Source organism: Turicibacter sp. H121, assembly GCF_001543345.1.
GTDB classification, from domain to species: Bacteria; Bacillota_I; Bacilli_A; order MOL361; family Turicibacteraceae; genus Turicibacter; species Turicibacter bilis.
This window is the reverse complement of sequence record NZ_CP013476.1, coordinates 1468019-1484006: the sequence shown is the minus strand read 5'-3', so window position 1 is coordinate 1484006 and position 15988 is coordinate 1468019. Positions and strand designations below refer to the sequence as shown.

Annotated in this window: 14 protein-coding genes; 7 read left to right on the top strand and 7 right to left on the bottom strand. The window is 32.3% G+C overall.

Annotated elements, in window-relative coordinates:
• Positions 1-13: 13 nt before the first annotated feature.
• On the top strand, positions 14-1123 hold the full coding sequence (locus tag AT726_RS07120) for a hypothetical protein (RefSeq protein WP_068759293.1): 1110 nt from the start codon (positions 14-16) through the stop codon (positions 1121-1123).
• Between the two features lie 1743 nt (positions 1124-2866).
• On the opposite strand, the gene AT726_RS07115 is transcribed toward AT726_RS07120, so the two are convergent.
• The gene (locus AT726_RS07115) at positions 2867-5098 is read right to left on the bottom strand and encodes a glycoside hydrolase family 3 C-terminal domain-containing protein (RefSeq protein ID WP_068759292.1); all 2232 of its coding nucleotides are present in this window, start codon (positions 5096-5098) and stop codon (positions 2867-2869) included.
• 505 nt (positions 5099-5603) lie between these two features.
• Between AT726_RS07115 and AT726_RS07110 the strand changes: the two genes are divergently transcribed.
• Positions 5604-6539 carry an aldo/keto reductase gene (locus AT726_RS07110; RefSeq protein ID WP_237297017.1) on the top strand — a complete coding sequence of 312 codons (936 nt, stop codon included), beginning with the start codon at positions 5604-5606 and terminating at the stop codon, positions 6537-6539.
• Positions 6540-6559: 20 nt separating this feature from the next.
• Positions 6560-7048 (top strand): LURP-one-related/scramblase family protein, encoded by a 489-nt coding sequence (locus AT726_RS07105; RefSeq protein ID WP_055244207.1) that lies wholly within the window; start codon positions 6560-6562, stop codon positions 7046-7048.
• Positions 7049-7728: 680 nt separating this feature from the next.
• Here AT726_RS07105 and AT726_RS07100 read toward each other — a convergent pair.
• A complete protein-coding gene (locus AT726_RS07100) occupies positions 7729-9000 on the bottom strand; it encodes an ISL3 family transposase (RefSeq protein ID WP_068759290.1) in 1272 nt (423 codons plus the stop codon).
• Positions 9001-9177: 177 nt separating this feature from the next.
• Here AT726_RS07100 and AT726_RS07095 point away from each other — a divergent pair, with 177 nt between their 5' ends.
• Positions 9178-9834 (top strand): NAD(P)H-dependent oxidoreductase, encoded by a 657-nt coding sequence (locus AT726_RS07095; RefSeq protein ID WP_055244209.1) that lies wholly within the window; start codon positions 9178-9180, stop codon positions 9832-9834.
• A 26-nt stretch (positions 9835-9860) separates the two neighbouring features.
• Here AT726_RS07095 and AT726_RS07090 read toward each other — a convergent pair whose 3' ends face one another.
• Together AT726_RS07090 and AT726_RS07085 are read right to left on the bottom strand one after the other, a co-directional pair.
• On the bottom strand, positions 9861-10325 hold the full coding sequence (locus AT726_RS07090; protein ID WP_055275585.1) for a hypothetical protein: 465 nt from the start codon (positions 10323-10325) through the stop codon (positions 9861-9863).
• 98 nt (positions 10326-10423) lie between these two features.
• Positions 10424-10807, bottom strand: a complete 384-nt coding sequence (locus AT726_RS07085; RefSeq protein WP_055244212.1) for a DUF3887 domain-containing protein — start codon at positions 10805-10807, stop codon at positions 10424-10426.
• Between the two features lie 245 nt (positions 10808-11052).
• Here AT726_RS07085 and AT726_RS07080 point away from each other — a divergent pair, with 245 nt between their 5' ends.
• Positions 11053-11985: a nucleoside hydrolase gene (locus AT726_RS07080; protein WP_068759289.1), complete on the top strand. Its 933-nt coding sequence runs from the start codon at positions 11053-11055 to the stop codon at positions 11983-11985.
• A 165-nt stretch (positions 11986-12150) separates the two neighbouring features.
• Here AT726_RS07080 and AT726_RS12835 read toward each other — a convergent pair whose 3' ends face one another.
• Positions 12151-12318 carry a hypothetical protein gene (locus AT726_RS12835; protein WP_156343946.1) on the bottom strand — a complete coding sequence of 56 codons (168 nt, stop codon included), beginning with the start codon at positions 12316-12318 and terminating at the stop codon, positions 12151-12153.
• A gap of 161 nt (positions 12319-12479) precedes the next feature.
• On the opposite strand from AT726_RS12835, the gene AT726_RS07075 reads away from it, so the two are divergent.
• Positions 12480-13037, top strand: coding sequence for a thermonuclease family protein (locus AT726_RS07075; protein WP_068759288.1), 558 nt, complete (start codon positions 12480-12482; stop codon positions 13035-13037).
• Between the two features lie 35 nt (positions 13038-13072).
• On the opposite strand, the gene AT726_RS07070 is transcribed toward AT726_RS07075, so the two are convergent.
• Both AT726_RS07070 and AT726_RS07065 read right to left on the bottom strand, forming a co-directional pair.
• On the bottom strand, positions 13073-14005 hold the full coding sequence (locus AT726_RS07070) for a patatin-like phospholipase family protein (RefSeq protein WP_237297015.1): 933 nt from the start codon (positions 14003-14005) through the stop codon (positions 13073-13075).
• A 111-nt stretch (positions 14006-14116) separates the two neighbouring features.
• Complete coding sequence (locus AT726_RS07065) at positions 14117-14779, bottom strand: TIGR01906 family membrane protein (RefSeq protein ID WP_068759287.1); 663 nt, start codon at positions 14777-14779, stop codon at positions 14117-14119.
• A 572-nt stretch (positions 14780-15351) separates the two neighbouring features.
• Here AT726_RS07065 and AT726_RS07060 point away from each other — a divergent pair.
• Positions 15352-15957, top strand: coding sequence for a class I SAM-dependent DNA methyltransferase (locus AT726_RS07060; protein WP_055244223.1), 606 nt, complete (start codon positions 15352-15354; stop codon positions 15955-15957).
• The last annotated feature ends 31 nt before the right edge of the window (positions 15958-15988 follow it).

Genomic DNA, 15988 nt, shown 5'->3' with positions numbered 1-15988 from the left:
GTGAGGTGAAAATATGAAGTTATATCATATTATTGGATTAAGTACAGCTAGTTTATTATCATTAGGTGCTCAAGGATTGATGGCACAAACTGAAGCGACACCATATAATACAGATTTCCGTTTAGAAACATTAAGTGGGAATGTTACAGCATTAAATGGAATTCAATTAGAAAATATTACAAAAACAGGACCTAATCAGTTTTCTAAAGTCATTATTACAGGAGAGAATGCTTCATTGACACCAACTAAATATGATACGTTTCATGGAGTCGGAGAAGATGTATTAGAAAATCGAGAATTATACCGTCACTTAACATGGCCGGAAACATTAGAAAATGATAATTATTTGATAACGGCCAACTTTAATTACTCTTACCTCTATACGAATACTGAGCCTGTTCTTCGAATTCGTTCAAAAAACAAGGACACAGGACAAATTAATATCCAAGAAGTTTCACTAGATCAGCTGCTATACGGTGAAAATATCATGACTGAATTTCTAACTGAGAATAACGGAAAATACTACTACATTGCGAAGGTTTATGATCAACGTGGGAATAAAAATGACCGTATTCTCACTTATGAAATTGATCCAACCACATTAAAATTAAGCCTAAAGTATGAAGAAGAACTTTCTGAATGGTCGTCAATGTATGTTCACAATGGCGTGATTTATAGAAATCCTAATGAATCAAATCATTTAATGATAACAACACTCGAGACTAACGAAACAAAAACTTATAAAATGAACGGAGTTGATGAATACGTCTATATTGAAAATATTACTACAGTGAATAATGAACTATTTTTCCTAATTGATTCAGTTATTATGAAAGCATCTTTTAATGATGACAATCAGGAAATCAATTTAACTCCAACTCAAACACCAAGCTTTATTGAATCATCAACAAATGAATTTGAATCAATATATCCACAGAGTCTCACTGAAAATAATGATTTAGTTTATACAATGTATGAATCATACAATACTAATTCAAGTACACAGTACTTATCAGTACTAGATCCTTCAACCGATAAAATTATTTATGAAGGAAAAATCATGATTCGTCCTGATCAAGGGTTAGTTAATAATTATCAATTAAAAACTGTAAATCAAGACTAATCAATCTCCTTCCCCCCCCTTTAACATAATCATAATAAAAACACGACTTCTATGTCGTGTTTTTATGTTATAACATATGAAAAAGAAGCCATCACAACACAAAAGGTGTCTAGATGGCTTCTTTTCCCGGGTTCTCATATCTTATTTATTAAAGACGTTTTGGGTATCTTTTACTTTAAAATACCATTATATATGTAATGATATTTTAGTACTTATGGGAGTTTCATTCAAAAATAATCTAAAATTGGGTAGTCTTTCAGATTATTTATACTAAGTAAGAAATAATATGAGTTGGGAGCTCTTATTCCCTACCTATTGTGCTTAACATACCCTATTAAAATTAGGAATGATAATAGAATCTTGTACTGTATAATTGATATAAATACCTGATCCATGTTCACAATGTTAGAATCAATTAGAGAAAATAAAACGGCTACTTTATAGCCGATTATCTTATCATATAGTGTATTGATTCTATTAAAATTATAATACATTTTGCATCATATTGTCAATTAATGCCGAAAATAAATAAAGTTATCTTATCAGTAACCAATCATTTAATTATACGTTGCTAAATACTGTAGCTTATTGATTAAAAGATAAAAGAATTATTGAATGTGTATAATTACATAAAAAAAACAAGTCTGATTTTATATTATGACCATTGAAAAAACAAAACATAGATTACCCCCCTGTCGTAAATACGTTGCATTAATTAATGAATCACTTTCTAAAAAATTTCAAAACTTATCTATTGGATGACATGTCTGCTGAGGAAATTTTCATTCTTCATAATTCTCATCAGGTAATTATGATTCTGCAGCAAAGATTTATTCCCTGAAACTACAATCGATGCCTTCTTCTTAGAATATCATAACAATCATAAGGGTGATTTTATTTCACTACATCAAAAATCAAGTTGTTATTATTGGTTTAATTACTTGCAATTGCGCTAAATTAGAAGATGAAAACGCAATTATATCGAAGTAATAGCCCAATAGGTTACTATTCATTAATTATGTTTAAAAACAACAATTTTTTTCGAATTTATAAATAATTTGTCGGATTCGGTAGAAACTATTACTGGTTATTAGTTAACCAAACATCTAACTAGAGTTCCTCCTTTTATCTGATTTCACGCTCCTATTCAAAAAGTCCATGCTAATTAATTATTAGTGTGGACTTTTAGTCTATCAAGAAACAAAAAAGTTTTTCACATGATTCACTTCAAACTAAAAGTATAAAAACATTGATATCAAAATATCTTATAGTTCAGTGCTGTACCTGCCATTTCCAACGGAAATGTATCTTCTACTGATAAAGATTGGGTCACCTAGGGATTTCTGAAAGAAATCTATTCCTCCACTACTAGGGCTTAGTTTTTACGATATGAAAAAAATTAATAGGACCTATATATACCGTGCTAAATGTATTATATCAAAATGACACATCCCCTTTTCTTTTTATCATGCCTCAAAAAATAAAAACAAAAAACCAATGCCAAATTGACATTGGTTTTGTATTGCACTTAATTAAAGAAAGCTACTCATAAATTCATTAACTAACATGTGTTTTAGATTTCGCATTATCTTTATACACAGCAGTTTTAGTTAATGCACTACAGCGTTTCCTATGTAATTCATTAAGACTGTGTAACTGAGCAGGTGCTAATTTCATAACACTCGCCTCCTTTAAGATTAAGTTACACACTTAATATTCCAGAAGTTCATTTATTTTATGCACTTATTTAAGCAGCTGATTTAACGTCGTAATTAAGCTTTCAATAGTGGTATTATCAACACCTTGGAAGCTACGTAATGCACGAAGAGGTATTTCTTTAACCATCTCTAACTGGGCTTCTTTATCTACATTTTCTTCTCCAATAACCCCAAGTAACTCATAAATAACTGGTCTTAGCTGAGGGTGTGAAACTAACTCGTTAAATGTTGTATTCCATGTCACCTTAAACGGTAAGTCTATTGTACTTGTCACAGTAATCGTCTCTTCTAATTTTATATCCCTTGAAGATTTAGCAATCAAAATACGATATTGTCCTGTTGGTACATACCAGTCTGAAATTCCCGTATGATAATAAGCAAAATCACGTTTTGTTAAAGTAAATGAAACAGTTTGAGTTTCACCTGGTTGTAAGGCTACTTTTTCAAATTGTCTCAACTCTTTTACTGGACGGATGGCTGTTTGTGTTAAATCTTGTACATATAATTGAACAACCTCTTTACCAAAGACTTTTCCTGTATTCGTGATATCGACACTTACTATTAATGATTCATCATCACGAATATGATCTTGATTAACCACTAAATGACTGTATTCAAATGTGGTATAGCTGCATCCGTGACCAAATGGAAATAGAACTGGTATTTCCTTTGTATCATAATAGCGATAACCAACAAATACTTTTTCATCATAGTAAATTTTATTATCAACGACTTTATATGAAAGATATGATGGGTTGTCTTCTAAGCGAATTGGGAACGTTTCAGCTAGTTTTCCAGATGGATTCACAACACCAAATAATAAATCCACAGTTGCCTCTCCAACGGCTTGTCCTCCAAGATACATCTCTAAAATCGCAGGCACTTCATCTACCCACGGCATCTCTACTGGCGATCCATTGTGTAAGACGACAACCGTGTTCGGTTGAACGGCTGCCACTTGTTTAATCAACTCATTTTGACAGTTTGGTAACTTCATATGAGTTCGGTCATAAAACTCTGACTCTGATGAATCTGGTAATCCTGCGAAAATAACAGCCACTTCACTCGACTTTGCAAGCTCGATAGCTTCATTTAATAAATCTTCTCTTGTCTCATCAACATCAGTCACAAAACCTTGAGCAAAATGAATATGATCCATTCCCTCTACAGCATCAAGCGCACTACTTACTTTAAAAGCATTAATATGTGAGCTTCCCCCTCCTTGATAACGAGGTTCTTTAGCAAAGGCACCAATAAATGCAATCTTAGTATCAGTCGCTTTAAGTGGTAATACATCATCATTCTTCAATAAGACGGCACTCTCTGTTGCAATATGGCGCGCTAATCGATGATGTTCTTCTTTATCAAAAATGACTGGTTTTCGATTATCCACAAATTCAAAAATCTTACGTAAAATACGTTCAACACTTTTATTTAATACTTCTTCACTTAATGTTCCATCTTTAACAGCTTGCAATAATAATTGATCATTTGTTCCGTTGCTACCCGGCATTTCTAGATCCATTCCTGCTTTTAATCCCTTTACTCGATTATTAACTGCTCCCCAATCACTCATGACATAACCATCAAAGCCCCATTCATTTCTTAAAATATCGGTTAATAAATAATGAGATTCAGATGTAAATTCCCCATTCAAACGATTATATGAGGTCATTACAGTCCAGGGCCTTGCTGATTTTACCGCTCGTTCAAATCCGGGTAAGTAGATTTCCCGTAATGTTCGTTCATCAACCTCTGCACTTGCTGTCATTCGATAACTCTCTTGATTATTACAAGCAAAATGTTTAAGGCTTGTCCCAACATGTTGACTTTGAACACCTGTAATATGAGATGCTGCCATCTCCCCTGTTAAATAAGGATCCTCTGAAAAGTATTCAAAATTTCGTCCACATAAAGGAGAACGCTTAATATTAATCGCCGGTCCTAAAAGAACAGCTACATTTTCTGCCTGACATTCTTCTCCTAAGGCACATCCTAATGTTTTTAATAAATTTCGATCAAATGAACAAGCAGTGGTTGCTCCTGTTGGAAAACAAACCGCTTTAATACTATTGTTGATATCTGAAAAGTCTGCTTCGTCCGATTGTTTTCTTAATCCATGTGGTCCATCACTCACCATGACAGTTGGAATACCCAGATGTTCAACTGATTTTAATCGCCAAAAATCTGCTCCTGAGCACATCCCCACTTTCTCTTCAAGCGTCATCTGACTAATGATTGTTTTAATAAATCTCATTCTTAATCTTCCCCCTATTACAAAACATTATATTCAGTAGTTAATTAACTTATTTACACGAATAAAATAAAATTTGCATACACAATTTAACCAACTTTTAACTTTAGAAATGCTATGCTGAATACAACAAATCACTGAAGGGATTTTAATGAAAATGAACAGAAAAAAAACAGACTTAAATGAAAGTTTATTAGATTCAAATATGAATAATAAACAAGCAGAATCAACGATTAAAAAAAGCTTTCATGAAGAAAAAAAATGAAATAAATGAGTCAGAAACTAAAAATGGTGCTTAATTTAGTCCAACTAAGAAATTAACTCTAATGGATCCGAATACTAAAATTCTAAATCTGTGATTGGGCTATTTATATTAACTTTTTATCAGGAACCTATTCTAGTATTGAGACCATACTATATTTAAAAATTAATAGACAATATAATTTTCTTTACTATAATCTCAAAAAATGCCATACTTTTAAGTAACAAAACTTAAAGGAGTGAGATGATGCAACGCATTCAGATTAAAGATACAGAACTTTCATTATGCCCTATTGGATTCGGAACAGCTAATGCAGGTGTAGCCTGGGATCATGAAGATGCATTTAAAATGTTAGATCTCTACGTAAGTCTTGGAGGAAATGTTATTGATACGGCAAGAATTTATAATGATTGGGTTGAAGGAGAAATCGGTCGTTCAGAGCGAGTGATTGGAGATTGGATTCAGTATCGAGGTGGACATGACGATTTAGTCATCATTACAAAAGGTGGACACCCAGCTCTTAATACGATGCATGAAAGTCGATTAAGTAAAGAAAACATGAGAGCTGACTTAGAAAAAAGCTTAACTGCTCTTCGCATTGATTGTATTGATATTTACTTCTATCATCGTGATGACTTGAATCGCCCCGTTTCAGAATTGATTGAGACAATGGAAGATTTCGTACGTGAAGGAAAAATTAAATACTATGGATGCTCAAACTGGACAACAGCGCGTATGAAAGAAGCAATGGCTTATTGCAAAGAAAAAGGATATCGTGGATTTGTTGCAAACCAAGCCTTATATAATATTGCATCAAGCCAAATGAAACCCTATCCAGATGAAACAATGGTAACCATGGATGAAGAAATGTTAAAATTCCATCAAGAGTCAAACATACTAGCCATGCCTTATTTTAGTTTATGTAGTGGATTCTTTACGAAATTAGCAGCCGGGGTTGATGTAACAACTAGTCCTTACTATACAGACAAAAATATAAAATTAGCTGAACACTTACAGGTGTTAACATCGAAATACAAGGCGAGCTTAACACAGATTATTATGGGATTCTTCTTTGTCCAAGATATGCCGATGTGTGCTTTAGCTGGAGCGAGCCGCGAAGATCAATTGATTGATTTCATGGAAACTCTAAACAAACAATTTAACTCAAAAGATTTTCAATAATTCCTAGAGGGGATGAGAGGATGAGAACCTTTTATATTAAACAAAAGATTTTTACACTAAGAGATCGTTATTATGTTTATGACGGGCACAAACAACCGGTCTATGAGGTAACGGGAAAATTTTTCTCGATTGGGGATGAATTAACGATCAGCGACTTAAATGGAAATCCATTATTTCGTATCAAACAACGCGTCATGTCTTTCTTTGGGGCATATGACGTATATCAAAATGACATTCTTTGTGCGACCATTAAACGCCGTGCAACCTTCTTCAGACCCAAGCTTGATGTTGAAAGTAATTATGGTAAGTTCGAAATTCATGGGGACTTTTGGGATTATGATTTCTCGATCACGAAAGATGGTCATACGATGGGAACTATCGAAAAAGAATGGTTCGCATTCAGTGATAGCTATAAATTAACAGTGGCTCATGGAGAAAATGAGACCTTCTTCATTGCGATGGTCATTGCAATTGACAACTGTCTTCATAACGAGAAAAATAACAACTAATTAGAATAAGAATAAGGAAAATGGATAACATAATAATTGGCTACATGTTTTAATATGCTAAGTAATTCTATAGCCTTCTTTCTACTTCCTAAATCCTCAAAAGTCCGCGAGTCCTTCACTTGTGGACTTTTATTGTATAATTTTCATTTATTTAGAACAGATAAAATAATTGTAATTGACATAGAAACTATTATAATAAATAGGAAATATTCATTTAAAAGGAATAATAAAAACCTATATTAAAGGAAAGCTCGAGCTCTTTGACTTTAAAAATTCACCTAAGGATATAAAGTTAATCCATTCATTAAATAAAGAAGGCTATAGTGATTAAGATCCTAACTATATTAGGTTCTAATTTTTAGTCTACAATCTAAAAAGATTGCATATAATGTATTGTACTCTTTGTACATATCACTATTTTTTAATATAAAATCTCCTTTTTAAAATTTTTACTTTTGGGAATTTCCTTTATCTTTCAAGCCAAGAAGAGTTTTTCTTCTTGGTTTTTTAGTTTCAACATATAGATGTATCATGCAAATTTTTATCATGAAAATTAGATAAAATAACTTACTATTCACACAATATAAGTATGTAGAAGGAAACAAAACTAATAGTGATAAGATATAGGAACCCGACAATACTCTAACTCATTTCTAAAAAATTATTACTTTAATCATGGCTCAACACCAAAATTGGTTCTTGACACTTAATTCATCTATAAAAAATCGTTCATTACATTCCAACAAGATTCTATTCTCATAGATCGTTCGATTCGGAAGAAAATAACTTCTTCGAATTAATGTTTTAATTTTATTATTTCGTCCTTCTACTGAACCATTTGTGTAACGACACTTATGGTAATTAGAAATTTCTTCTGTCCAATTTTCAAAAGGTTTAAGTGCTTCAGTTAATTCAGGAATATTTAGGGCTTTAGCTCGAGCAATCCATTGAATTAAACGTCTATAAGAATTTGTTTCATCACTTAATTCATACCAATTAATCAGTGATTCTTTAATGGCATACACTTCCGTCAGTTCTTTTGAATAGCTTAGAAGTTTTCCTAATTTTCGTTCTTCTTTCTCGCTCAAAGAATCATATCGTTTACCGATAAGGTTTTTATTTCGTTTCAAATATTTACGACTTTCCGGTGTTAGCGATAAACTAATCCGTCTTCTCACAGCCTGTAAGGCATCTGTTAGATAACGATTCACATGAAATCGGTCAGCAATTCGGATAGCATCAGGAAAAACTTCAGCAACAAACTTGTGATAAGAACGTGCTAAATCCATCACAACAGCGTAGGGTTTCAACTCTTTGAGTTGCTTCATTAAGCCTTGATTTTGAATTAACGTTTGATAAGTTCTTCCCATGACTAATGTTAACAGGTTACCATTTCTTAGGTCATGAAATCCTGTATTATAAGTATGACCTTTTCGAATCGCAAAATCATCAATGCCTAATATGAGCCGAGTTGATCCTTGAGCAGCAGCGATCACTTTTCTTTGAATAGACGGAATTAAATGAGCAAGATGTTGCTTAATGAAGCGTTCACCAGTTGAGTAAGGGACCTTAAACGTATCTGTTAATTGTTTAACAGTGGTACCGACTAACGGTTTAGAAAGTTCACGTTTATAATCGTTTGTATAGCGAGTTTTCCCTGTCAAAAATGCATATTGATAGGTAAAAGAAACTTCACACTGTTTACAGAAAAGACGCTTCATCGGAATCAATAAAATGGTTTCACGATTGAAACAACGTAAATGTCTAACTTGACGTAGTTTTTGACAGCTACCTTTACAAATAACAAATGCTTGAGTATGGCAACAAGGACAAGGTTGTTTACTCTTTGTTGGACACAGGCTTAAAACTAAAACATTATCTTCAGAAATATGATAGTTACTGACTGTAACATCTTGTAATTGAATTAAATCATTGATATGATGTAAGTGCATCTAAAATCTCCTAACTTTGGTTTGGTCGCACTTACTAAAGTACAAGATTTTAGATGTTGTTTTTATAGGTAAATATAAGCATTTATTTAGTCAAGCACCATTTCTGGTGAAGACTCTTAATCATTTAAATGATTAAATATCTTTCGTTATAAACTGTAACTATATAGGAGGTTATTTATGACTCATGAACAAATCTTAGAAATCTTAAATTTCCGTCATGCCTGCAAAGAATTTGACTCGTCGAAAAAGATTTCAGACTCAGATTTTGAAATTATCTTAAAAGGTGGTCAATTATCACCAAGTTCAATGGGAATTGAACCATGGAAGTTTCTTGTCATTCAAAATGAATCGTTGCGAGAAGAGTTAGCTACTGTTTCATGGGGTGGAAAAAAACAAATCCCTTCATGTTCGCATTTAGTAATTTTATTAAGTCGTATGCCTAAAGAATTAAAACATGATTCTTCATACATCCATCATTTATTAACAGAAGTTAAACAAATGCCTCAGGAAGCTGTTGAAAACTTCAAAGGGGTTGTTAAAATGATTGAAGATACACGATTTCAAAATAATGAGAAAGCCCTCTTAAATTATTCATGTTTACAAACATATATAGCCGCAGCCAATATGATGACAGTATCAGCTATGCAACAAATTGATTCTTGTGCAATGGGGGGTTACGATCAAAAAGCCGTTGAAGAGATATTAATTAAGCATAACTTATTAAATAAAGACGAGTTTTATCTAACATTAATGATAGCCTTCGGTTATCGCATCAACGAACCTACACCCAAAACACGTCAATCGCTAAATGATTTAGTAGTTTGGGTAAAATAAAAGGACTGATTATTCAGTCCTTTTATTTATAAGTAAATTGACATTAAGATAACAATCCCCAGATTTAAAAATGGAATCATATGATCCACAATATAATCAACCATAAAATATCCTTTTTTCTCACTACCCGCTAAAATTTGTTCTAAGCAGTAATTCCCAACTAAATAGGCCATCGATAATCCAAAGGCTACTAAAGTTAACAATGGTTTATGATAAACAAATGCTCCAACAACAGGATGAAAAACAAAAAGAACCCCTGTTAAGATTCTTAAATTATTAATTAAGACACTTGCATCAACCATCTTACCAGCTTCATCGTACATTTGAGTTACTTCTTGAACCATATCAACATTAATTTCGTTCACAGCTTGCTTAACATGTCCTACATATTTTGAATAGGAAACAAATCGCTTACGCTTAATAATCGATTGAACATTTTGAACCATAAAAAAAATAAAACTAAATAAAATAATTGATTTTAAAATAAACATACGCTTCCCTTTTCCCTCTATCAGTCAAATTTCGATAATATACATCTATCATAAAAAATTAATTTCAGATAATCAAGTCTCAAGCTAATTTTTATTCATTATTTCATATAGAGTCCGACTAATTCCATCTGTGGATTATAACTTAACGTAAGTTGTAATGTCCCCTTTTCATATTTGGCTAATACAACAACTACAGCATACTCCTCTTTTCCAGCGATAATATAATTAGAAATAGCATCAAAAGTTCCTAACTTTTCATATAACGGTATCCATGCCTGTTTAATAACATCTGCACTTAAATCATCTTGTAAATCTAAACTTACCGAATCTGTGATTGCTTGATACTCGCCTGCATTTAACTGTTCTAGAACCTTCTGTGCTGATGATTTCAAAGTGGATTCATCGTAATCATCACTCAATACTGAATTAGAACACCCAACTACCCCTAGCACTAAAACAAGTAAACAAAGGATTTTTTTCACCCTAATCCCCTCCCCCCTTCAATCTTATGATTAAAATGAAGATATAATTAAATAAATTTTATAATCTTTACAAACAAATCCATCATATTTATAACTATTTTCCAAGCTAAAATCTTAAAACATCCTAAATATAAGCCTCCTATAAAAGCCATAAAGTTTTTATGCTGTAAAAAATGGATTACTTCTTAGCTAATTTTGTCGAATTTATGATAAACTAGCGCTAGAAGTTATTTGGAGGAGATTATATGAGAAAGTTTATTATTGATACAGATACCGCATCAGATGATGTGATTGCAATTATTACTGCACTTCGTGAACCAAGTATTGAAGTTTTAGCGTTAACAGTTGTTGCTGGAAACGTTGGCTTAGAACAATCAATTCAAAACGCTCTAACAGCAATTAAGGTGGCTGATACTTATCAACCTGCTGTTTATGGTGGGATGAGCAAACCATTATTCCGTAATTTATTCACAGCAGCTGATGTTCACGGTGAAGATGGTCTTGGAAATACGTTTTTACCGAAATCAAATATTCCAATCGAATCTGAACATGCTATGGATGCCTTAATTCGTTTAATTGAAGAACATCCATATGAAATTGAATTAATTACGCTTGGCCCATTAACAAATATTGCAATGGCCGCCTTAAAGGCACCAGAAACAATGAATAAATTAAAATCGATTACGTTAATGGCAGGAACAGGACTAGGACCTGGTAATACAACTGAAACTGCTGAATTCAATGTCTATGTCGATGCAGAGGCACTTTCAATCGTATTAGGACTAGATGTTCCAAAACTATTTGTTGGTTGGGATGTTATTGAAAAAAGAGCCTTCATTACCGATGATGATTTAGCCTATTTAGATAATAGTGATTCTCCAATTGCGAAATTCGCTGTTCGCTGTACAAAATCACTTCATGACTTCTGTAAAGGACTTGGTCTAAATGGATTTGAATTGGCAGATCCAACCGCAATGATTTGTGCGATTTGGCCAGAGGTCATGACCAACTGTATTGAAGCTCACGCAACTGTGGAAACAAAAAAAGAAGAGAACTACGGACAAATTTTCTTAGACCAAGAATCAGAGACACCCAACTCTACTACTTGTATCGACCTTGATGGTGAGCTATTAAAAACATATCTATTTAATACTTTATTAATGAAGGAAAACAAATAAATAAAAATTTAAAAGGATAGAGTTTAATCAAAAGCTCAACCATTATGAGAAACTATTGGGTTTTTACAAAACATAGTTCCTCGCTTTTTTGATAATAAATTGGATTTTTACTTTCATAAAAAGCGATAGCCTCATGACTATCGCTTTAATTTATAAACTGATAACCTACAAGGCAGAATATCTAAAAGGCCTTGTAACGAATCGAACTAACTTATAAATGATGTACGCTGGAACCCCATATTGAAGCCCAATCACTACAACAAAGAATGATAATTTAACAATAAAGATTAAAAGCATAAATAAGCTAACTAATAAGCTAACTAAAACACTCATCATTGAGCCCTCCTATAATGAAGTTATATCCTATCTATACTATGTAGATGAATATGAACGTGTTCTATCTTTTTTTATATTACCCTCGCTTTTAAAATCACTAACTCTTTGTTAAAATGAATTGATAAACATTAGTACATTAAGGAGAGGAAGTAGATTTTATGAAACATAGACACTTAAATAAATGGATTAAACAGCTACCAACGTCTGCTAAAGCTCTCGTTATTATCGGTTTAATTATTTTAACAATAGTATTCGGTGAACCTGGGATCGATAAAATCGAGCAACTATTTAATAATAGTAATATTCAATTAGAAACTGTTACATTAAAACGCGTTGTTGATGGTGATACAATTATCGTCACTAATCAAGCAGGCTCTGATCTTCGTGTAAGAATGATTGGTATAGATACGCCTGAGAGTGTTCATCCAGATGAAAATAAAAATACTGCTGAAGGTCAACTTGCGAGTGAGTATACAAAAGAACAACTTAAAAAAAATCAAACATTATATTTAGAATATGATGAAGAACTTCATGATCAATATGGACGAACATTAGCTTATGTATGGTTAACGAATAACGTTGATTCAAATGATATTGAGGATATCTCAAATTATATGTATAATGCTAAACTAATCATTGATGGATACGCTGTTGCAAAGAAATTCCCACCAAATATAAAATATGCCGAAATCTTTAAACAATTAGAAACTAAATAATACTAAAAGGACAGATTCAAAGTGAGCCTGTCCTTTTACTTTCGATATTTTTTTAAAAACTGATCATTCCATTTCATATGATGGCGAATATAAGGACTCATACTTTTCCCTTTTAAATTAGCAATTAACATAGGTGTTAAAGAAACTAAAGCATCTCGGTACCCTGTTTGAATCTTTTCAGTGATAGAGGCTTGATTAAAATTCAATGTTCCCGATCCATTAATTAACTCAAGTGATGATGATGGATAGATTTCTATAATATTAAACTGTTGATATAAACGCTTATCAACTTGATCAGTATAGGTTAAGTGAACAACGATAATCAAATCTAAATCATGATTGATTAATGGAGAAATAGGAACATTATCAGCATTTGCAGAAGCATAAAGTGGATTATTAATTCCCCCATCAGCATATTGCTTCCCCTTGAAGGAAACAGGTGGGAAAATATACGGAACTGCACATGAACCGAGCGTAATATCAATAATCTCCTCTTCAGAATAATCATTTAATCGGAAATATTCTGGATGCCCATCTGTCACATTATAAGCACAGCTATATACATCGATATTTGTTTGATGTAAGATACCCACATCAACAAATTCCTTAATATAATCCCTAATTCCTTTTTGAGAGATAAGGCCTAATGCACCTAAATCAATACTATCAACTATTGGCTCTCCCTTATGAATTGTAATTTTTTTAATCAAATCACCAATATCACTAATTTTAAGTCCATCCCCTTTGGTTACAATTTTTGAATAAGAGAGCGACTTCCAACTTTGATCAATCAAATCGCGATTTTTCATGCATAAACAAAGAGCATTTAATGTTCCAATAGACACGCCTGATACGACATCAATATTATCAATTAAGTCTAAATCCCATAATGCACGAATTACCCCCGCTTGATAAGCTCCTTTAGCCCCTCCACCTGCTAGCACTAATCCAACCTTTAATCTAAACAACTGCCGCCCTCGAAATATCATTACTAACACCTCACATTTATTGTTATTATAGTGTATGTAGGTGTTTGCCATCTAATATATAAATTTGATGAATTGATAAAAAAAGTCTAACTAGTTGTTAGACTTTTTCGTTTTATAATAAGTATATTTAATTAATCCACAGACTACAAATAAAAAGACAATAATAATGATACTTAACAGCATAAACAATTGTTCTGGTAATGCTAGGATAACAGGATCTGTTCGATAATCAAATACCCAGTAATCATTTCTAAAAAAAATCTTATGGAACATTGTAAATGTATTAGAGAAATTAAACGTAATTAAACAAATTAATACTCCAAAAACAATGAAGACTAGATTAGCTCCTTGATTGAAAATTGATAAAATACATTTATCTTTATGCTGATGCTTCATAACAATAAAGATTCCCAGGGCAACAATAAATAATAATACAATGATATATAAAGCTAGAAAAATATTTTTAACATCTGCGAAATGAATCATTCCCGCTTCACTCATTACGAAATCTGGTAATTCTAAATAACCTCCGCTTGGCCTTTGTAAGTAAGAAATAATACTTTTATAGTTTAACATTAACTTTTCTGCTGATAGACCTGTGATTAGCGATAATTGATACTTATCAATCACATATTGATAAATTGGAGTACAATTTAATACGATCAAAACAATCGTTGATACGAGCGCTAGAAAGAACCAAATGGCACCTACCCCTTCTACAACTATTTGTTTGATTGTCTTCCTCTTTAACATTTTTCAACGTCTCCCTTTTTTAACAATAAAATTCCGATACATCACACAAGTGGAAAGATGATTGCTACTCCTCACCTAACCTTTAATCCAACTTGTTCTGATGTTAAGTTTACCATCTTTTTACTAATATCGTCTATACAGAAACAGATGAATAGCGTACATTGGCTACACCAGGTTTAAGCTTATTAAACAACTTTAATAAAGATTTCTACTTCTTATACAACATATTATTAATCACTTACTTTAATAATGCTTAATTTTTGTGATAGTTTTATTCAATAGATGATCGTGAGTATAGACACCCTATCGCTAATAAATCATTGGTTTATTCCTGAATCGTTCATCTAAATTAAGTAAACATTTATCAAAAATTAACTAACTGATATCCTAATATAGAGCAATCACTCATACAACTTCTCATTTGTATCTTTTATGTTTTACAGATAGTGTAAATATATGTCAATTAATGTAGAGTGGTATTCTATTAGAAAACATGTCAAATAGCTTGAAATATGATAAAATAATACTATTATCGCTAAATGCTTAAATTGTTTCAAAAGGGAGTGGTGAATTTGGATTTCAATCAACTAGCATCAACTTTGGATACCGATATCCGCATCAAGCGTGCTCAAGCAGTGAGTATTGAAATTGAAAGTTATATCGGTCATGGACCGCTTGAAGTGATGGAATTCGGATGTGGAACAGGTCTAATCTCCTTAAATCTAAAAAAGAAAATTTCAGAAGGGTTAATGGTGGATAGCTCTAGCAAAATGATTAAAGAGCTTGAACAAAAACTAGTCGACCAAAATATAACTAATATACAAACTTATACAGGGGATATCTTAGAATCAGACTTTGATCGAAAATTTGATATCATCTATAGTTCCATGGTGATGCATCATATCAAAGATTTTCAATCGGTCATTAAGAAATTAGTTAGCTATTTAAAAACAAATGGAAAGCTGATTATTGTCGATTTACTTCCTGATAACGGGGAATTTCATCGTGAGCATGAAAACTTTGAGGGACACCATGGATTTACGATTAATGAAATGGTTAGTGCCTTAACAGAAGCAGGACTAAAAGAAGTTAGTGGACGTAAATTCTATTCAAGTTATAAACCAGTTGAAAATAAAAAGCATCCCTATAGTTTATTCAGCGTTGTAGGCATTAAATAATCACATACAAAAGGCGTCGTTTTTAAAAACG

What these genes read in the sequence shown, in the direction of transcription:
- AT726_RS07120 (WP_068759293.1), top strand. Translation starts at nt 14, where the DNA reads ATGAAGTTATATCATATTATTGGATTAAGTACAGCTAGTTTATTATCA.
- AT726_RS07115 (WP_068759292.1), bottom strand. Translation starts at nt 5,098, where the DNA reads ATGAGATTTATTAAAACAATCATTAGTCAGATGACGCTTGAAGAGAAA.
- AT726_RS07110 (WP_237297017.1), top strand. Translation starts at nt 5,604, where the DNA reads ATGCAACGCATTCAGATTAAAGATACAGAACTTTCATTATGCCCTATT.
- AT726_RS07105 (WP_055244207.1), top strand. Translation starts at nt 6,560, where the DNA reads ATGAGAACCTTTTATATTAAACAAAAGATTTTTACACTAAGAGATCGT.
- AT726_RS07100 (WP_068759290.1), bottom strand. Translation starts at nt 9,000, where the DNA reads ATGCACTTACATCATATCAATGATTTAATTCAATTACAAGATGTTACA.
- AT726_RS07095 (WP_055244209.1), top strand. Translation starts at nt 9,178, where the DNA reads ATGACTCATGAACAAATCTTAGAAATCTTAAATTTCCGTCATGCCTGC.
- AT726_RS07090 (WP_055275585.1), bottom strand. Translation starts at nt 10,325, where the DNA reads ATGTTTATTTTAAAATCAATTATTTTATTTAGTTTTATTTTTTTTATG.
- AT726_RS07080 (WP_068759289.1), top strand. Translation starts at nt 11,053, where the DNA reads ATGAGAAAGTTTATTATTGATACAGATACCGCATCAGATGATGTGATT.
- AT726_RS12835 (WP_156343946.1), bottom strand. Translation starts at nt 12,318, where the DNA reads ATGAGTGTTTTAGTTAGCTTATTAGTTAGCTTATTTATGCTTTTAATC.
- AT726_RS07075 (WP_068759288.1), top strand. Translation starts at nt 12,480, where the DNA reads ATGAAACATAGACACTTAAATAAATGGATTAAACAGCTACCAACGTCT.
- AT726_RS07065 (WP_068759287.1), bottom strand. Translation starts at nt 14,779, where the DNA reads ATGTTAAAGAGGAAGACAATCAAACAAATAGTTGTAGAAGGGGTAGGT.